11 protein-coding genes and 1 pseudogene are annotated in these 17,609 nt (G+C 37.6%); 1 reads left to right on the forward strand and 11 read right to left on the reverse strand.

Features of this window, described 5'->3' with window-relative positions:
- Positions 1–66: 66 nt before the first annotated feature.
- From IGJ12_RS16370 to IGJ12_RS16405, 8 genes are all read right to left on the reverse strand, one after another.
- Positions 67–1,551 (reverse strand): glycoside hydrolase family 32 protein, encoded by a 1,485-nt coding sequence (locus IGJ12_RS16370; RefSeq protein WP_081119359.1) that lies wholly within the window; start codon positions 1,549–1,551, stop codon positions 67–69.
- The gene (locus IGJ12_RS16375; RefSeq protein WP_275626481.1) at positions 1,552–3,159 is read right to left on the reverse strand and encodes an ABC transporter substrate-binding protein; all 1,608 of its coding nucleotides are present in this window, start codon (positions 3,157–3,159) and stop codon (positions 1,552–1,554) included.
- A 48-nt stretch (positions 3,160–3,207) separates the two neighbouring features.
- Positions 3,208–4,092, reverse strand: coding sequence for a carbohydrate ABC transporter permease (locus IGJ12_RS16380; protein WP_008381795.1), 885 nt, complete (start codon positions 4,090–4,092; stop codon positions 3,208–3,210).
- Positions 4,093–4,107: 15 nt separating this feature from the next.
- Positions 4,108–5,100: an ABC transporter permease gene (locus tag IGJ12_RS16385; RefSeq protein WP_269924479.1), complete on the reverse strand. Its 993-nt coding sequence runs from the start codon at positions 5,098–5,100 to the stop codon at positions 4,108–4,110.
- Positions 5,101–5,776: 676 nt separating this feature from the next.
- Positions 5,777–6,592 carry a carbohydrate ABC transporter permease gene (locus IGJ12_RS16390; RefSeq protein ID WP_008381786.1) on the reverse strand — a complete coding sequence of 272 codons (816 nt, stop codon included), beginning with the start codon at positions 6,590–6,592 and terminating at the stop codon, positions 5,777–5,779.
- Positions 6,589–7,470 carry a carbohydrate ABC transporter permease gene (locus IGJ12_RS16395; protein ID WP_015510593.1) on the reverse strand — a complete coding sequence of 294 codons (882 nt, stop codon included), beginning with the start codon at positions 7,468–7,470 and terminating at the stop codon, positions 6,589–6,591. Before IGJ12_RS16395 ends, IGJ12_RS16390 begins: the two co-directional genes overlap by 4 nt.
- 22 nt (positions 7,471–7,492) lie before the next feature.
- Positions 7,493–8,788 carry an ABC transporter substrate-binding protein gene (locus IGJ12_RS16400; RefSeq protein ID WP_430619199.1) on the reverse strand — a complete coding sequence of 432 codons (1,296 nt, stop codon included), beginning with the start codon at positions 8,786–8,788 and terminating at the stop codon, positions 7,493–7,495.
- Positions 8,785–11,832 carry a glycoside hydrolase family 2 TIM barrel-domain containing protein gene (locus IGJ12_RS16405; RefSeq protein WP_430619200.1) on the reverse strand — a complete coding sequence of 1,016 codons (3,048 nt, stop codon included), beginning with the start codon at positions 11,830–11,832 and terminating at the stop codon, positions 8,785–8,787. Before IGJ12_RS16405 ends, IGJ12_RS16400 begins: the two co-directional genes overlap by 4 nt.
- Before the next feature lie 735 nt (positions 11,833–12,567).
- On the opposite strand from IGJ12_RS16405, the pseudogene IGJ12_RS16410 reads away from it, so the two are divergent.
- Positions 12,568–12,696 (forward strand): annotated as a pseudogene (locus tag IGJ12_RS16410) (helix-turn-helix transcriptional regulator); the annotation flags it as partial.
- On the opposite strand, the gene IGJ12_RS16415 reads toward IGJ12_RS16410, so the two are convergent.
- The 3 genes from IGJ12_RS16415 to IGJ12_RS16425 form a co-directional block, all read right to left on the reverse strand.
- Positions 12,679–12,912, reverse strand: a complete 234-nt coding sequence (locus tag IGJ12_RS16415) for a helix-turn-helix domain-containing protein (protein ID WP_422708970.1) — start codon at positions 12,910–12,912, stop codon at positions 12,679–12,681. The pseudogene IGJ12_RS16410 and the gene IGJ12_RS16415 sit on opposite strands and share 18 nt — an antisense overlap.
- Before the next feature lie 667 nt (positions 12,913–13,579).
- Positions 13,580–16,654, reverse strand: coding sequence for a DEAD/DEAH box helicase (locus tag IGJ12_RS16420; RefSeq protein ID WP_430619201.1), 3,075 nt, complete (start codon positions 16,652–16,654; stop codon positions 13,580–13,582).
- Positions 16,651–17,454: a Hachiman antiphage defense system protein HamA gene (locus IGJ12_RS16425; protein WP_430619202.1), complete on the reverse strand. Its 804-nt coding sequence runs from the start codon at positions 17,452–17,454 to the stop codon at positions 16,651–16,653. Before IGJ12_RS16425 ends, IGJ12_RS16420 begins: the two co-directional genes overlap by 4 nt.
- Between the last annotated feature and the right edge of the window lie 155 nt (positions 17,455–17,609).

Below are 17,609 nucleotides of genomic sequence, written 5' to 3' on the forward strand. Positions count from 1 at the left end.
TTTTCTAAAAACATTATCCTTCAAAACCTATTAAATAATTGATACATCGCCTAAGCAATCAAACATTTATTTCACACTCGCTGTTTCAAAAGCTTGAATACGACTTTCTCCAATCGAATGAAACAAGATATCTCGAGCTTTTTCCAGCTCATAGAAAGTAGCCGTCATAACTTCTAACCCATTAATAAAGACTTCAACTGATGAGGTATCTCTAAAAATCTCAAGAACGAGCTGATTATCAATCAAAGGTACTTCAACTTTTCGGACATTCAGAGGGTCTTCTTCCGCCCCTGTAAGCTCTCTTCCTAGTTTCTGACGATCCAATTCAAAAACCTGTTTAGCAGTGTCATAAGTTAGTTTGAGACAATCCGTCTTAGACCGCAGTAATTCAATTGTAAAAACTTCTGCTTTCTCCAAATCTGCGACTAGATGTAAATATGAAGAATCCGACAGTGCGTTTCGAAATACGACTGATGTGTCAGTCACTGCGATATTTTCACTGCCTTGTTGATAAACTAAATGACTATATACAGTTGAGATGGGTTTTTGTACCAATCGATTTTTTTTCACTCTTAACTCTCGGGGCAAACTCATAGAGCCTGCCCAAAGATGGCCTAACTCATGTGTAGGCAATGTACGATCCCACATCTGCATCCAAGCAATCATCACCCGTCCACCATTAGGATCTGTTGTTGTTTGTGGTGCATAAAAATCCATTCCAAAATCCATTTCATGGAAATTATCAACTATCATCTGACCTGTTTCCCAGTCTACCTCACCAATACAAGCCATGGTAGAACTGATATTATGATATTCCAGTCCGTTCTTCTTGATTTGTATCGGTGACATGATTAAGACATCTCGTCCGTCTAAATGGAATAAATCAGGACATTCCCACATTATTCCTTGCTCTAAAGTCCCTTCTAGCAACACAGAGTAAAAGTGCCAAGTATACAAATCTGACGATTGAAACATCACTATTCTACCAGTAGACTGTGTAGATTTAGTAGCTACTACCATATAGTAAGCATCGTTGTGAACAATTACTTTAGGATCACGAAATTCTTGTATCAGCCCATTTTCACCTAGCTGTTTTTCTGCTACCACAGGATTACCATTGTATTTGCTAAAATGAATACCATCTTCAGAGACCGCCAAACATTGATGCTGATGGCTAATACCATCAATTTCTTGACAGCCTGTATAAAATAAATATAGTTTTCCGTCTCTTTCAATTGCACTTCCTGAGAAACACCCGCCGCTGTCATAAGGTTGATCTGGGGCTAACGCTACTGGTAGATCTTCCCAATGGACCAAATCACTACTACGCGCATGTCCCCAATGCATAGGCCCCCATCGACTATCGTAAGGATAGTATTGATAGAAGAGATGGTAATGCCCTTTGTAATATATAAACCCATTGGGGTCATTTATCCACCCAATGGGTGCGGAAAAATGATAGTTTTGTCGATACTGAGGGTTAACTTTTCCTCGCATCATTTCAATAAATCGATTTGCTTTATCCAAAATCGCCGTTTCTTCTACTAACACTTATTGTGCTCCCTTCAAAAAATTATCATAGCCAGTTTGCTTTATTTGAATCCATTCTTCCAAACCTACACGTTCCAATTCAGCAAGGTATTCTTCCCATTCTTCATCGATTTTACCGCCGGTGATCCACTCTGCTCTTTTGCGATAGATGTAATCCCACATATCTGTTTCAATTTTTGCTAATCGATCTGTTTCTTCTTTTTCTAAAAAGACACGCGGATAGATATTGTCTTCTGTAATATATGGCAAATACGTGTCATGCATCAAATCTAAACGCCACTTCGCATCATCTGGCATAGTAGTGACTATGCCGTAATAAGAATCAAGAACTGCTAATGGTCCTCCAGCTTCGGTTTTTTGTCTTAGTTCCCCCGGTGCTGTCCCCTCTAAAGGCAAATGTTTTAACATATCATCCTTTAATTCAAAAATATTCGCCTGTGCTTCATCACCGTAGGTTCCCCAGTTATTTTGGACAGACTGTAACGGTTCATACATTTTATCTATCCACCTAGCTGTAAGTTCCAAGTTCTTATTCGCACTAGTAATTACGAAACGATCTCTTGAGAAACCCATGCCATTCGTACGAGTAACGTGTTTCGTTCCATCTGGTCCCGCTAAGACTGGCAAGACGTCATAACTATCATCTGCACCCGTGATATTTGCTTTATCCCAAGTAAAGTACACGCCATACTTATGTTCTTTCCCTTTGGCAACATACGTATTCCAATCTTGTTCGAAAGCCTCTTTATCAATAAGACCTTTATTATTCATTTCATTGAAATATTTGATGGCTTCTTTATACCCTTCTTTGTTAGCAGTAAATTGTACCTGGCCATCGTTATCAACGACTAAGTGGTCATCATTATCACCTAGACCGAATGCCCCCATTAAAAATTTTAAGTCTTCGTTTCCTCCATTGTTAATAAAGCTAAAAGGAATTTCATCTGCTTCACCATTACCATTTGGATCTTGCGTCTTGAAAGCCTCCAACACAGTCATCAACTGATCAGTGGTTTGCGGCATTTCAAGACCCAAATTATCCAACCACTCCTTGTTGATCCAAGCCATCCCATTTACTGTATGAATCGACTCTTTTCCTTCGCCTAATTCTTCAATCCAAGGCATAGAGTAAATGTGACCATCAGGTGCAGTAGACATTTGTCGGTATTCGGGGTTTTCATCAAAAATTTTCTTCAGATTTGGCATATAATCTTCGATCAAATCTTCAATCGGTACAATAACACCACTTTCCGCCCAGTTTAATAAATCATAGTCACCTGCAGCGGCGTTGAAGATGGCATCTGGTAAATCACCACTAGCGATATCCAAATTTCTTTTTTCGGCAAAATCACTACTGTAGTTTGTCCAATCAATATGGAGATTGGTCTCTTCTTCTAATCGTTGGAAAATCAATTTGTCATTAGGATCATTGGGAGCCAAAGGGGCACTTTGAGACATCATTTTTAAAGATACTTTTTCTTTCAATGGAAAAGAGACATTTTCTAGTTCATAATCAGGGCTTGATTTACTCTTTTCTTTTGAGCCTCCACAAGCCCCCAAAATTAGTACGGAAGTAAAAACGATTGGCAGCATCCATTTTGCTTTCATCTTAAAATCTCCTTTATAATTTTTATTCATACAAATAGTGAACAATTCTTACCCTTTAACAGAACCAACTAAAACACCTTTATCAAAATATTTTTGGAAAAAAGGATACATTATGATTAATGGCAGACTAGAAATGACGATCGTTGCGTATTTGATCAACTCAGCAATTTGTTTCATTTCTGCCATGGCAGTATTGGCTCCCACCATGTCTTGTGAGGGTTGGTTTTGGATCAAAATATTTCTTAATACGAGTTGCAACGGCTGTAAGTCGGGATCTTTGATGTAAATCATGGCATCAAAATATGAGTTCCATTGCCCAACAAAGGCATATAAAAACAATACGAACATAATTGGTTTAGCTAATGGAAGCATGACTTTGAACAGTATTTGCAAGTCATTGGCGCCATCGATAGTAGCAGCTTCAGAAAGTTCTTTTGGCAAAGCACTAAAATAGGTACGGGCTAAGATAATATTCCACACATTTATAGCACCTGGTACGATAATCGCCCATACACTATCTAACATGCCCAAGTTCTTTACCAATAAATAGGTAGGTATCAAGCCGCCACCAACGAACATTGTAATGACAAAAAAAGTCATAATAATCTTTTTGCCAGCCAAATTAGGTCGAGACAAAGGATACGCAGTGATCATCGTAATAAATACAGTCAATAAGCTGAAGCTAAAAGAGTAAAACAACGAATTTATAAAACCGCGTAAAATGGAGTCATCTGCAAGTACCCGCTGATATCCTTGTATTGTCCAATCTTTCGGATTGAAGCTTATACCTTTATTGATCAAAGTAGCTGGGTCCATAAAAGAAGCTACCAGTACATAAATCAGCGGAACAATGGTGATGACGACTAAAAAAGTTACAATCACTCGATTCAACCATAAGATTTGACGGTCGATTTTTGATAAAGCACTATTCATAATTTTCTCCTTTCATTACAAGCCTTGACCATCGTTTAGCCGCTTGGTTATATTGTTGACAATCAGTAATAAAACGACATTAATAATCATATTGAACAGACCAACAGCAGCAGAGTAGGCATAATCACCTGATTGCAAGCCGACTTTGTATACATAAGTGGAAATGATTTCTGATGCAGGGATGTTCATTGAAGTTTGCATCAAGTAGGCTTTTTCATATCCTACATTCATAATACCGCCGGCGGCCAAGATGAAGCTGATCACCATCACAGGCCTCAATGCAGGCAAATCGATATGCCAAATCTTTTGTAAAATATTTGCCCCATCGATATTTGCTGCCTCATATAAATCGGTACTGACTCCCGCCAGTGTTGCGGTGTAAAGAATGGATGACCAGCCGATTCCTTGCCAAATTCCCGATAAAATATAAATCGTTCTGAAATAAGCTGGATTAGACATGAACATAATTGGTTGCCCCGTAACCTTTTCTACTAACCCATTAATAGGTCCATTTGCGGATAGGAACAAAAACAGCATCCCCACGATAATAACTACTGAGATAAAATTCGGCGCATATAGAATCAACTGGATTTTCTGTTTTATTTTTTTATTGATAATTTGATTCAAGCTCAGTGCTAAAATAATTGGTGGAAAAAAACCTAACAATAAACCATAAATGCTAATTTTTAATGTGTTGCTTAGCAAAAGCGTAAAATTTGGTGAACTGATAAATTCCCTAAAGTGATCTAGTCCTACCCAAGGACTTTCCAAAATTCCTAGCATAGGATTATAGTCTTTAAATGCAATCACAGCACCGTACATTGGCACATACTTAAAGATAAACGTCATGATGATACCTGGTAAGAGCAACAAGTACATCCACTTATCACGCCGCAACTGTTTCTTTAATTTTTCCCACTTCGAGATATTTTTTTTATCCCGTTGTGCCGCCCTTATCTCACCACCTGGTCCCAATGTCTTTTCCAATTCAATCTCCTCCCAATACATTTTAGAAACGTTTCCATTTTCGTTTAAAAAAATAAAAATTTAACGAAGATGCATTTTGGAAACGTTCCCACTATTTTCGTTTATAGATTACCATAGCCATTTTTTTAAGTCAATATTTTTTTGTAATTATTCTTTCACCCACACTAAGCTTCCTTCAATTCATTTATGGTTTTCGAAAATTGTTAAAAAATAAGGATCTCGATTATTTCATTAATCCTATTTTTTCTCTACTTTTCTAGCATTCTTCTTTTATGAGTTTACTTATCACAACTTGCATTCCCTAATCTATATTCTAACAATCATTCACTGTTTAACCGTTCCAATCGGAAGATTATCTAGTTAATTATTTAAAAATAGCTCGGATTCACATTTATTTTTTGCTTTTTAACTAACTAAAAGCGAAAAGATAAGAGTTAGATATGTAAATGTATATAAGGTTAGGAGCTGTTAGATGAGCTTTATAGGGGAATCTTGGAAAACTAAGATCGCCAATCAGGATTGAAAAAAAATGCAGGAATTAGGAGTATTCACTTTTCATCCGCCAACTGAAAGAAATTAGAGAAAAAGAGTAAACTCACAAAAATTGTGAATTTACTCCAAATCGATACACAGAAATTATTTCAAGGAATCAAATTTTCTAACGATGAGCTAGTAGTTTCTCGCATATAGCTTCTCCCTACTTCACCGATCCCAACATCCCAGCCACAAAATACTTTTGCAGCGAGAAGAAGACCACCATTGTTGGCAGGGTTGCGATCACGATTGCTAACATCATTAAGCCATAATCTGGATTATTGGCGGCGCCGATGGCAGAAATCATCAAAGGAAAGGTTTGCTTTTCTGGTGATTGAAGGGTGATCAACGGCCACAGGTAGCTGTTCCAACTATTGATGAAGGTAATGATGGCAGCTGCCGCATAAGTTGTTTTCATGGTTGGCATGTATATTCGGAAAAACAAGCCTAGCTCCGAAAGGCCATCCATTCGCCCAGCTTCAAGCAGTGACTTGGAAAACATTTTTGTGTTTTGTCTGAAAAAGAAAATCAGAAATGCGGTCGATAATGTTGGCAAAATGACTGAAGCTACTGTATCGAGTCCAATAAAAGGAATCGTCGTTGAAAAGCTGCCGAACATTCGAAACAGCGGAATCATGGTGGCGGCAAAAGGCAGCATCATCGACAAAAGCAAAATATTAAAAAGCATATTTTTTAATCGGCTTTGATAGATCTCAAATCCGTAGCCGGCCAACGAAGCGATCGTCACGGATAAAATCGTCTGTAACAACGCAATCCTTGCACTATTAAAGAATACTTGTTTCAAGTCATAGGTTGCGACTAGGTTACGCCAGTTTTCTAGCAAATGGGTACTTGGCAATAGTTTGCCTTGCATGATATTTACGGTAGGATTGGTGATACTCACTAACATGAAATAAAAGGGAAAGGCAAACAGAATGGTAAAAACACCCAAAAATACATATGTGCCTACTTTTTTCATTTGTCCTCTCCTCCGATCTTAAATTGGATCATGGAAAAGAAGATGACCATGACGACAATGGCATAGGAAACTGCAGAGGCGTAACCAAAATCTGGTGTATAGCGAAAAGAAAGATTATAAATATATTGGGAAATCGTTGATGTGGCGTTTCCTGGGCCCCCTTGGGTCAAGTTCATCGGTTCATCAAATAACTGCAGTGTGCCAATCGTTGAGGTCACGGCTGAAAATAAAATGACTGGCTTCAGCAACGGGACGGTGATTTTAAAAAATTGTTTGGTCGGAGAAGCACCATCGATTCTAGCAGCTTCATAAATTGCTGGGTCGATATTTTGCAAAGCCGATAAAAAGAAAATCATATTGTAGCCGGTCCAGCGCCAAGTGATGGCTAAAATGATAATGACTTTTGCCCAAAAGGGACTGGAGAAAAAGGCGATTGGCTCAGAGACAATCGACAGTCTCACTAAAAGGGCGTTCACCACGCCATTTGTTGCAAACAGTGATTTAAAGACCATGGAGTATGCGACTAATGAAGTCACTGCTGGCAAAAAAATGATCGTCCGAAACAGGCCTTTCAGCTTTAGGGTTTTCTGATTGAGCTGGACGGAAAAGAACATGGCCAACAAGACCATGACAGGCACTTGAAAGCCCAAAAAGATCAAGGTATTTTTCGTGGCTGTCAAAAAGGTTTGATCCGAAAACAGCCGCCGATAATTCGCGAGTCCGCTAAAGGTCAGCCCGGTGCCGCTTCCTGATTGCAAGGATAATAGAAACGCTTGGATCATTGGATAAAAAGAGAAAAAGAAGATTAAGAGTGTCGGGATAGCAATAAATAGCCACCCCGTGATCACTCCTTTTTTATAAAATAATTTATTTTTCATCGTACATGCCCCTCAGTCCGTGTTAATTCAATTGATTGTCAGCAATCATTTGCGTATTTTTTAAGACTTCATCCAAATCTGCTCCATTGACATAGTCCAAAAAGCCTTGATTCATGATGTCTTCCAACGCATATGTGTTTTTTCCAAAGTTTACCGAAGGAATTTCATTTGCCCAGTTCATGAAATCTTGATAGATAGCCTGATCGTCGAAGAAAGGATCTGGTGCATGATACGCATCTCCTTGTGAAGCGGGAACGTAGGAACCGATTGCTCCAACGGTTTGAATCAGCTCTTCGTAAAAGGCGATATTTTTGCCGAATACGTCAGCAATATAGCTCAGGGCTTCTTCTTTCCCATCGATATCTAACACATAAATTGACGAGCCTCCGAGATTGGTTGCATTGACTGAACCTTCGATCGATTCTTGCTTTGGTACTGGAACGACTGCCCAATCGCCACTTTGGCTTTCTTCTGCTTTCACCGATGGCGTGATCCAGTTTCCTTGTAAAACGCCTGCTACTTCGCCGCTGTTAAAACCTGCCAGCATTTGGTCCCAGCCATTGTGCGTTGTCATTACTCCTGAATCAAGCAGCATTTTCAAATCTTCAATCCCTTGTTTCAAAGAAGGATTGCCGTCAATAAACGGCGTTTCACCATCCTCCGCGGTATACCAGTAACCACTGGAATGCATCATCATTCGCAAATGTCCTAGATCGTTCATATCGATGGACAGCAATGGTTTGCCAGTTGCTTCTTTCACACGGATCCCCAATTCATTAAAGGTTTGCCAAGTGATATTGGTGAAATCTGACAGCTCCAAGCCCGCTTCTTCAATGATCGATTTTCGCAAGTAAACGCCTGCTACCCCTGAATCAAACGGCATCCCATACTGCTCGCCATCGATCGAAGACACCTCGATTTTGTAATCCATAAACTCGTCAACATTTATATACTCAGTCAATGGAACGAAATACTCTGGAAACACTTCTAAAAAATTACGAGCGCGAAAATCTTCAATCAAGACGATATTAGGCAATCCTTGGGTACTGCCTGAACTAAAGATGGTATTCATTTTTTGTACGCTGTCTTGTTGGGAAATCTCGGTGACATTGATTTTGAAATCAGGATTTTCTTCTTGATGATATGATTCCGCCAACTCAAAGGCTGCGATATTGAATTTTGGGTCCCACGCCCAAATGGTGATTTCCTCTGCGCCGTTTTGTTCGCCCCCCTCACGCTCTGGCGTATCGCTGCCATTCCCACAAGCAGCTAAGCCTCCTAGTCCAATCATTGCCATACATAAAGCTATTTTTTTCATTGTTTTGCTCCTTCCACTTTTTTTTGATAATTCATCTGAAAATCAAAGGCAAATGCCTGATTTTTTAATAAATACTTCGGTAAAATGCCGGGACCGCAACTGGCACTTCCTAATCCTTGCACCCCATAGTCAATGTTGACGGCAACTGCGTCGCTGGTTTCTAATTGATTGGTATGGGTCGCTTGTTCCAAATTGTTCTGGGTGTAGTGATGCACACTAAAATTCAGCGATTTGCTGGAAATAGTCAGTCCACCTCCAGAAGACTTAGACAAACGGAAGAATTTGGTCTTCATACGGTTGCCATTTTCTTGCGGCCGCACATACGGCGTGTGCATCTCTGGAACGGTTCTTTCCCACCAATCGAAAAACCCACTCTGGCAACTATCAGGATAGGTTTCATGCGGCCCAAGTCCCAGCCACTGAACATTCTGATGTTGTTTATCAATCATCAGCTGCACACTGATTCGCGGTAGGGTTTTCGGTCCATTGCCAAACGGGGTTCCTTTGACTGCTACACGGATGTCGCCTGCCAATGAAAGACGATACGTAAAGAACAAGTCAATTCCCCAGTCGAGGGAAATAGGCATGCTGTTGCGGCGAATCTCAACTTTTATTTCATCAGGGCGCTGTTCATAGGTAAACGCGATCACACGCTCCTTTAAGTGACGAATGCGAAACGCTTCCCATTCCTTGGCGATGCTTGCCGAACCAAACTCTTCACTGCCTAACAAGTCGTTGTCAGTCGGTGCCCGCCAAAAGTTCATTTCAAGCGGTTCAGTAAGCAAGGCTTGCCCTTCGATAAGCCACTGGCTCAAGGTCCCTGTTTTCTTATGAAAAATATAGGTTTGCTCAGCCAAAGTAATCCTCAGTTCATCGGCCGTTTCTGAACAGTGAAAGGCATCCGCTTTAGGTATGTGTACGCTTTTTACTGGTTGATCAATGATGGCTTGTTCCCAAGCAACTGCGTGTTCTAGAGAAAAATCTGGCGCACTTTCTTCAAAGAAAAACAGCGTGACCACTGCCTGTGCTCTTCCTGCTAAGCTCAGCGTAGCTTCTTCTGGCAGGGAAATGGTCGTTTCTTCCTGAGGCAGAAGGTCGATTCTTGGCAACTCTTGTAAGAAAATCACCTGATCGTCTTCTTTGATTTGCAGGACTGGCTGTAAAGACACTAAATTTCGAAAGTCGAAACGGTTAGTGATGCGACAGGTCTGTTCTGAGAGCTGGAAGGTGATTTTGACAGGCTGAATCACCTTCTTATACTCGAACAATGCTGGCGATGGCGTACGATCTGGAAATAGCAACCCATCAATCACAAAGTTGCCATCATGGATTTCCTCTGCAAAATCACCACCATACTTGTAGTACGTTTCACCAGAAACGTGATCTATACTCTTGATGCCATGGTCGATCCATTCCCAAATAAAGCCGCCTTGTAACCGAGGATAGCGATAAAACAATTCCAGATATTCGCTCAATCCACCAGGACCATTGCCCATCGCATGGCCATATTCACATAGAATATGCGGTTGTGTTAGTGAACGTTCCCCCTGTTCTGCCATTTCGCCAACAGATGTATACATAGTCGAAATGACATCAGACGCTTGGCACGCTTGCCATTCTCCCAAGGCTTTCAAGTGCCGTGCTTCTCCTTCATAATGAACCAGACGACTGGGATCTAATTCTTTGATCAGCTGCGCCATCTTCAAATGGTTTTCCCCAAAGCCAGACTCATTTCCTAACGACCAGAAAATGATCGAAGGATGATTTCTATTTTTTTCGACCATTCTTTTTGCTCGGTCTAAATACGTCGGCAACCATTCCTCACTACTGCTCAGTTCATTGATCCTTTGGGTGATATCCATCCCGTGGGTTTCAATGTCTGCTTCGTCAATGACGTACAGCCCATAACGATCACACAAGTGATAAAACTTTGTGTCTGCTGGGTAATGAGAACACCGAACGGCATTGATATTGAATGCTTTCATCATCTGCACATCTTGTTCCATCGTCTCAACCGTCAGACTTCTGCCAGACTCACAATGCCATTCATGGCGATTGACGCCCTTCAGCACCACCCGCTTTCCATTGATTTGGAAAATACCGTCGGTTATGGAGATCTGTCTAAAGCCGACTTGGAACGGAATGACCTCCAACAGTTCCTCGCCTTGATACTGTTTCACCAAAAGATGGTATAGATATGGTTCTTCTGCGTTCCAAGGAATTATCTCTTCAATGGTTGCGGAGATTGTCCAATCCGCTTTTGCTCCTCGGTGGCATCTCTCAGCTTTCTTTAAAACGGTTACATTTTCTTGATCTAGCAATTCGATTTCTATCGTACGTTCTAACTGCTCTGGTATTGTAGGGTTAAAGAAAAGCGAAACTTCCAAGATGCCATCTTTGTATTGATTGCATAAATCTGCTTGGATCGTTACATTTTGGATCGACTGCGGCTTACGGGAAAACAAGTAGACTTCTCTAAAAATTCCGCCAAGCCACCACATATCTTGATCCTCGACATAGCTCATCGCGCTCCATTGCTTGACCTTTACACTAAGCACATTTTTGCCCTTTTGAAGATAGGGTGTGATATCAAACTCAGAGACCAAGCGACTGCCGGTGCTGTAGCCGACATACTGATCATTGATATGCACTTCAAACACCGATTCCACACCTTCAAAGTGAAGCACATGCTCAAGATCAATGTCCTCCACAATAAATGCTTTTCGATAAAAGGCGGTTGGGTTCTCCATCGCAACAAATGGCGGATCAATTGGAAAAGGATACTGGACATTCGTATAGATTGGTTTTCCATGCCCTTGAAACTGCCAATGAGCAGGTACCTCGATTTTTTGTTCATACACAATTTGATTTTCTGCCTCACCCAAATGAAAATCCCACAGACCATTTAATGACTGGTATCCAAAAGATGCTTCGGGATCTCCTTGCATAGCTGCTGCGACCGTTTCATAACTAAAAAAACTGGTTCGAGGTGACAATCGGTTTTCATGTAGTATTGCTGGATTGAATATTTTTTCTTGGAACATAGCTTCCTCCTGATGTGTTTTTCGTGCTTCGTTTGACAATCAACTGACTTCTCGTTATTTTTATTTCTTGGCATAGTGATATCATCTAATCCAAAATGAATTAAGCGCTATCATAAAACCAAATCAGAAATTTCTATCCGTGTGCATCTAATACCAAGCATATTTTTTCTGTACATCCACCTTAAAAACAACAGAACCTCTTATAGACGAATAGAAACCGAGGCTTGCCGACACTCTGTTTTAGAATTGGAATGCGTCAATCCCCTGTTATTTTAACTTCCCCATCTGAAACACAAAAAAAGGATTGGACGACTGTCCAATCCTTTTGACATAGCGAAATAAGCATAAGGCATCCTGCATAAAATCCCAGAAAATCTGCTTTTCCTACTAGAAAAAGAACAGAATATTAGGTACAATAAACAGGTCGATACCTTAGGGTATTGACTATGGCAACTTGACTAGTCAGTGTGTTTGACTTTTCAAGGCCTCGTATCGGAGCGCCAACTCTGATACGGGGTGCCTTTTTTTATTCGGTTTCTATTCCCCTCTATTGTATAGAAACCCGTTTTGGAAAGCAAGACCAAATCTGAGGGAAATGATTTAATAACAGAATTGATTTATGGTTTTTTGATGTTTTCTTATGCTTTTTGATGGATAATGTAATCGGGTGTGTACAATTTGTTATTACGCTGTAATCTCTTTGACCGTATTAATATTATCATATGGGGTGATTTTGTGTATCCTAGAATTCGCGACTTACGCGAAGACAAAGACTTGAATCAAGAACAACTTGCTAAACTACTGAATATCAGCCAAACCACTTACTCCCGCTATGGGTCAGTGAAATTAGACATTCCTACTCAACTTTAATATCCTCGAGATATCATCAATCTCCAACGCATCTGCAATCCTTTCAATGTGTTCTAAATAAATTTTTTTTCTTTTTCCATTTGCCAAATTGCTTAAATTTGATGGCTCAATTCCCGACAATCTTGCGAGTTCTCTTAAAGACATCTGACGTTCTGCTAATAAATCGTTGATTAGCACTTCCACTTTTCTACCACCTTCATTTTCGTTCATTTATATTTCCTCCTTGTGTTGTCTATATAAACATGGTATAGTACAATAATTTTAGATTGTTGTTCGTATAGACATGAATTTTATAAATATAAAAGAAGGTACCCTTATGACATCGGAAAATGAAAAATTACTAAAACTTACCATTTGATATGAAAAAAGACACTCTCCAAAAAGAGAGTATCTCGAATCTTCGATAAAAAGATTAACGTTTTGAAAACGAAAATAAGTACTATATGCAAACATCTATGCTGTCAAATCCACTTACAGCAAAGTCTAACAGCTTTTGAGGTGGATGTAAATAGAAGAAATTGGACTTTTACTGATAGCACTTGAACCAATTTGAACCATGGTAGATGGTAGTTGAATACAATTTATTTACTAGTTTATCTTTCTACTTTTGAAAATCTTTTTTTACCTTCTTTTATTTCTTCGAGACCGTATTGTGTGTTTCCTGAAAATATGATTGTACCTAACTTAACACGAACCGCTTTAAATCAGTATTCAGACAAAAAGTAAAGCTTTGATAATTGTTAGTAAATTTTGTTCGATAAGGTCAAAAGTATGGTCAAAAAATACTCGCCAGTGTATAAGTCTTTAATACAATTTGTTTGAACCACTCATAAAATTTAATTTTCGTAAATTATTTGTATGTCACATGTCAGTTTAGTTAAACTGATTTTAAGTACAATTCAAATTTTTCCTTATAGTATTTAGGATAATCTTCCAAAAGTAGAATAATGCTATCGGAATAATACTTTATAACGCTTGAAAAAATCTGACTTTCAGTGTCAGAGATGTTCAATTCTTTTGCTATTACATTTGCAATCATACGATCATTAATGATTTTCTCACAAAATTCAATAGAGAAAGAACTACGTACACCGTATTTTATCATCTTTTGTACTCTCTTTAACTTTTCAGGTAATACCTCATTTGACTCAGAAACAGCATCTAAAATAGAACCTATAAAAAAGGTGAAATCATAAGATATTATTTTTCTTATAAGTTTTTCAATCTTTTGAAAATTATCAATCTCAAAATGTTTTTGAATATGAATTATGTTCCTATTAGCAATCCAATCGTAAATAGAAGATAGATATTGAATACTATCATATTCCAGTTCGTTTTCAAATATTTCGAAAAATAACATAAATAGTTTTTCAATTAAGACGTTTGTTTCAGCTGTAGTTAGTTTTTCTTCATTTATTTTTGTCCATTCGAAAATTTTTGTAGAAATATCAAATCCATATAAACTCTTCGAGTAATAAAATTCATTATTATTATCCAAGGTTTGCTGAACTTTATCTCCAATAATATTGAATATCTCTAACAAAATTTCCCTCTGACTTTTTGTTGCTAGATACATGGCAAATGTATTTTCAGCAATATCTTCAACGATTTCTTCAAATACTTCATCCTCATAAACTTCAGCATATATAAATGAAAGATAATTTTCCAAAGAATTGACTACTTTAAACACATTGCTCGCAATTTGCTGCATAGTAGCTTGAGCTCCTAGTGATAAATGATTTGACAGTGAGCTAAACTCCTCTCTAAAATCTATTTTCCAATCGTTATTGTTAGGATAATAAATTTTTAGAATATCAGATATCAGTTGAAAAGTAGCGGTGTGCCTACCATAATCCGGAGAGAACGGTTCAACTAAACTTAAAATTTTGCTTTTACATTCTTCCACGTTAAGATTTGAAAAAGCTTCTCTATTTTCTAGCCATTTCTGTTTATTTTGGTAGTCCGAATTTCTTCTCTCATATAAGTTTTCATCTAATAACAGTATAGTTCCTTCAGTATGCATACCAGATCGTGCAGTTCGTCCAATCAAATTTGCAATCTTTCTATTTTCCATTTTACCTCTTCCTTGTGAAAGAGAGTGGACTAACAAGTATTTAATTGGAATATTTATACCTTCTGCTAATGTGGAAGTACAAATAATTGATTTAAAATCTTCAATTTTTATAGAATATTCAATCGCCTCTCGAACTCCATCTATTAAATTGGCATAATGTGGAAGGGTTCCTAAACTTACTGTCTTAGTGTAAATATGATCCTCATCATAATGAAGTGAAAATAACTTTTTGAATTTACTAATTTCATTTTTATTTGTCTGCTGTTTTTGATTGGTCAAAACATCCTGCCTACTACTTATTTCAATCATTCTACTCATAATTGTCTTAATAGAAGCAGGTTTTCCAACAAAAGTTGCAGCGGCACCATTGCTAACGAGTTTATTAGTAAAGTAGATACACAAATCTATCTTTCTATCTGCCAAACTTCTCGTTCTAGGAAAAAACCATTTTTGGAAGTTATTATTGTTGATATTTAGATTAACTGATTCAACTATATTAGGCACAAAGTAAGATTCTTCCAGAGATTCTCCTCTTTCATAGAAGTGAATTTGTGTATTATTACCAATATACCCTACTGATTTATTTGAGGTTGCAATAATAGTGGAGTTTGATAAGTTTTTTTCCTCTCCGAATAACCAATTCGATATGTCATGTGAATTTGAAAGGATCGCAGAATAAAGAACCATCTGACTATTCTGGTTAGCTAGTCGATTTATTTCAGTTACTAATAGTTCATAATCAACTCCACGTGAAGAATCATCAAAAAGATGCGCCTCATCAAAGATAAATAAATCAATATAGTTTATGAGATTGGGAGCATGTCGTAAAACAAAGACAAATTTTTCAGGCGTTGCAATAATAATATTTTTTTTTTGAGTCTTGAAAAAAGTATCTTCTTGATAAACATCAGTAAATTTAGTGATCGCAATCTCACTAAAATCTTTAAAGATAAACTTTAAATCAGTAGTTATTTCGTTGCAAAGAGCTCTTAAAGGCGCAATAATTACAATATTGTTTCTATCTTGAATTATTAGTTTATAGTAAGCCAGTAATTCAAAACTTCTAGTTTTTCCAACTCCAGTGGGTAGAGGCACTACACAGTTTTGATTTTGTAAAACTCCCTCTTGAATAATCATTTTTTGTGCAGGCCAAAGCAGATGAATACTATGATCAAGATTCAAATATCGATCCCACCCTTCTTCAGTCATTTCTGTCCATTTTGGAAGAAAATTCCAAGAAGAATATTCCTGAGCAATTATTATTATAGGCCCTAAAAAATCTAAATAAGTGACGCTAAAAATCTCATTTGAATGAGCCATTTTTTCTCGAATAACATTATAATTATTAATGATATTATCGAAGGTATCACCAGATGAAAAATGTCCACGAAATGAATTAATAATTGGATCATATATGTTTTGAGTAATCTCTGAACTAAAAACTTTGTTAGGAGAATTAAATAATAGAATAAATAATATTTGATAAATCAATTTTTCAACGCTAGTTTCAATGTATTCCTCGTTGATCTTTCCAATTAATACTTTTGCATTTCCGAAATTTTCAAGAATAAAGTAGGTAACTGCCCCAAGTAATAACAAATTATTACTGTAGGATAAATCCTCTTCCGATTGAACCGCATAATCAAAGTATTGAGCAGCAATTTTCAAATCTTCTTTAGAGTTATCAAAAAACTCCTCATAATCAAAATTGTGATATTTTTCACAATAAGTAGACAGTGCATAAATAGTTGTATAAAGTAAATCTGAAGATTTCAATTGGAATTTTGGATACTCTGTTTTATCTACAGAAAACTCTCGAAGTTTAGATTTTGTTTTCTCATACTTTAACATTCTCTTAGATCTAACTTTAAAAATCATTCAATACACCTCTCATATATTTCGTGAACTAAATCCATCAACTGATTACAATGAATAAGGAAGATGCTATCAACTTTTTCAAGCCTAATTTCTCCTTCATCTTCAAATATTATCTCAATTTCAGGATTTAAATCTTTACGACTAATTGCTGCTCCAGCCATTAAACGTAAAACAAAATCTTTTTCGGATTTTTTTTGAAATCTCGCTATTTGATTTGATTCAATAGTCTTCCCCATTCTTTTCAATTTCTTTCTGTAATAATTTAAAGTAACAGCAACCCTTAACTCATCTTTTATTGAATGCTTGATTGCACTATTTATCGTCTTCAAATTCGAACTTGTTGCACTCATCTTGGACTCAACTGCACATAGTTCATCTTTTACTGACGATATTCCATTAGTATTATTGAATTTGTATCCGATTATATCCGTTCCTTGTTCGCTCTGAGTAGGAGTTGCTCTATCATAAAGTTTGCATCTTGGAATTGTATATCCATATACAAATTCTAACAAATCAGAAAAGATAATTTCACCGAAGTCAGCTGATCTCATAGTAGACCCTTTTACCATGCTTTTCTGAGGAATAACATTTTCTCTTAAATATTCCTCTGCTTCCATAAGTGTTTCATTAAGAGATTCGTCCAGTGATTCATCGGATTCATACTGTCTCCGTATATGTTTTGCCCAACTTTTCATAACTTTCTCATTGGATAAATCATAGTCAATTCTATAGCATTGAACTATTTTTCCATCTCTAATCTCTATATCATTTTCTCGAATTAACCAGTCAATATGCTCCATTTTGTATATTGAGACCTCCTTCAAGATTTAATTTACATAATAAGGGAAAAAAATCATAATTAAAAATAGCAGGCAATCCCCGAGAAGGGTGTCGCCTCAAGCGATTCACCCTTCTTGGGGATTTTGCCTATTGCATAGCGGCGTACCGCTATGCA

This window comes from Enterococcus sp. DIV0802b (assembly GCF_050543535.1).
Taxonomy (GTDB): domain Bacteria; phylum Bacillota; class Bacilli; order Lactobacillales; family Enterococcaceae; genus Enterococcus_D; species Enterococcus_D entomosocium.

Excerpts from the sequence above, each read along its gene's own strand:
- IGJ12_RS16395 (WP_015510593.1), bottom strand. The coding sequence starts at position 7,470 with ATGAAAAATAAATTATTTTATAAAAAAGGAGTGATCACGGGGTGGCTA.
- IGJ12_RS16400 (WP_430619199.1), bottom strand. The coding sequence starts at position 8,788 with ATGAAAAAAATAGCTTTATGTATGGCAATGATTGGACTAGGAGGCTTA.
- IGJ12_RS16375 (WP_275626481.1), bottom strand. The coding sequence starts at position 3,159 with ATGAAAGCAAAATGGATGCTGCCAATCGTTTTTACTTCCGTACTAATT.
- IGJ12_RS16390 (WP_008381786.1), bottom strand. The coding sequence starts at position 6,592 with ATGAAAAAAGTAGGCACATATGTATTTTTGGGTGTTTTTACCATTCTG.
- IGJ12_RS16385 (WP_269924479.1), bottom strand. The coding sequence starts at position 5,100 with ATGTATTGGGAGGAGATTGAATTGGAAAAGACATTGGGACCAGGTGGT.
- IGJ12_RS16425 (WP_430619202.1), bottom strand. The coding sequence starts at position 17,454 with ATGGAGCATATTGACTGGTTAATTCGAGAAAATGATATAGAGATTAGA.
- IGJ12_RS16415 (WP_422708970.1), bottom strand. The coding sequence starts at position 12,912 with ATGAACGAAAATGAAGGTGGTAGAAAAGTGGAAGTGCTAATCAACGAT.
- IGJ12_RS16405 (WP_430619200.1), bottom strand. The coding sequence starts at position 11,832 with ATGTTCCAAGAAAAAATATTCAATCCAGCAATACTACATGAAAACCGA.
- IGJ12_RS16420 (WP_430619201.1), bottom strand. The coding sequence starts at position 16,654 with ATGATTTTTAAAGTTAGATCTAAGAGAATGTTAAAGTATGAGAAAACA.
- IGJ12_RS16380 (WP_008381795.1), bottom strand. The coding sequence starts at position 4,092 with ATGAATAGTGCTTTATCAAAAATCGACCGTCAAATCTTATGGTTGAAT.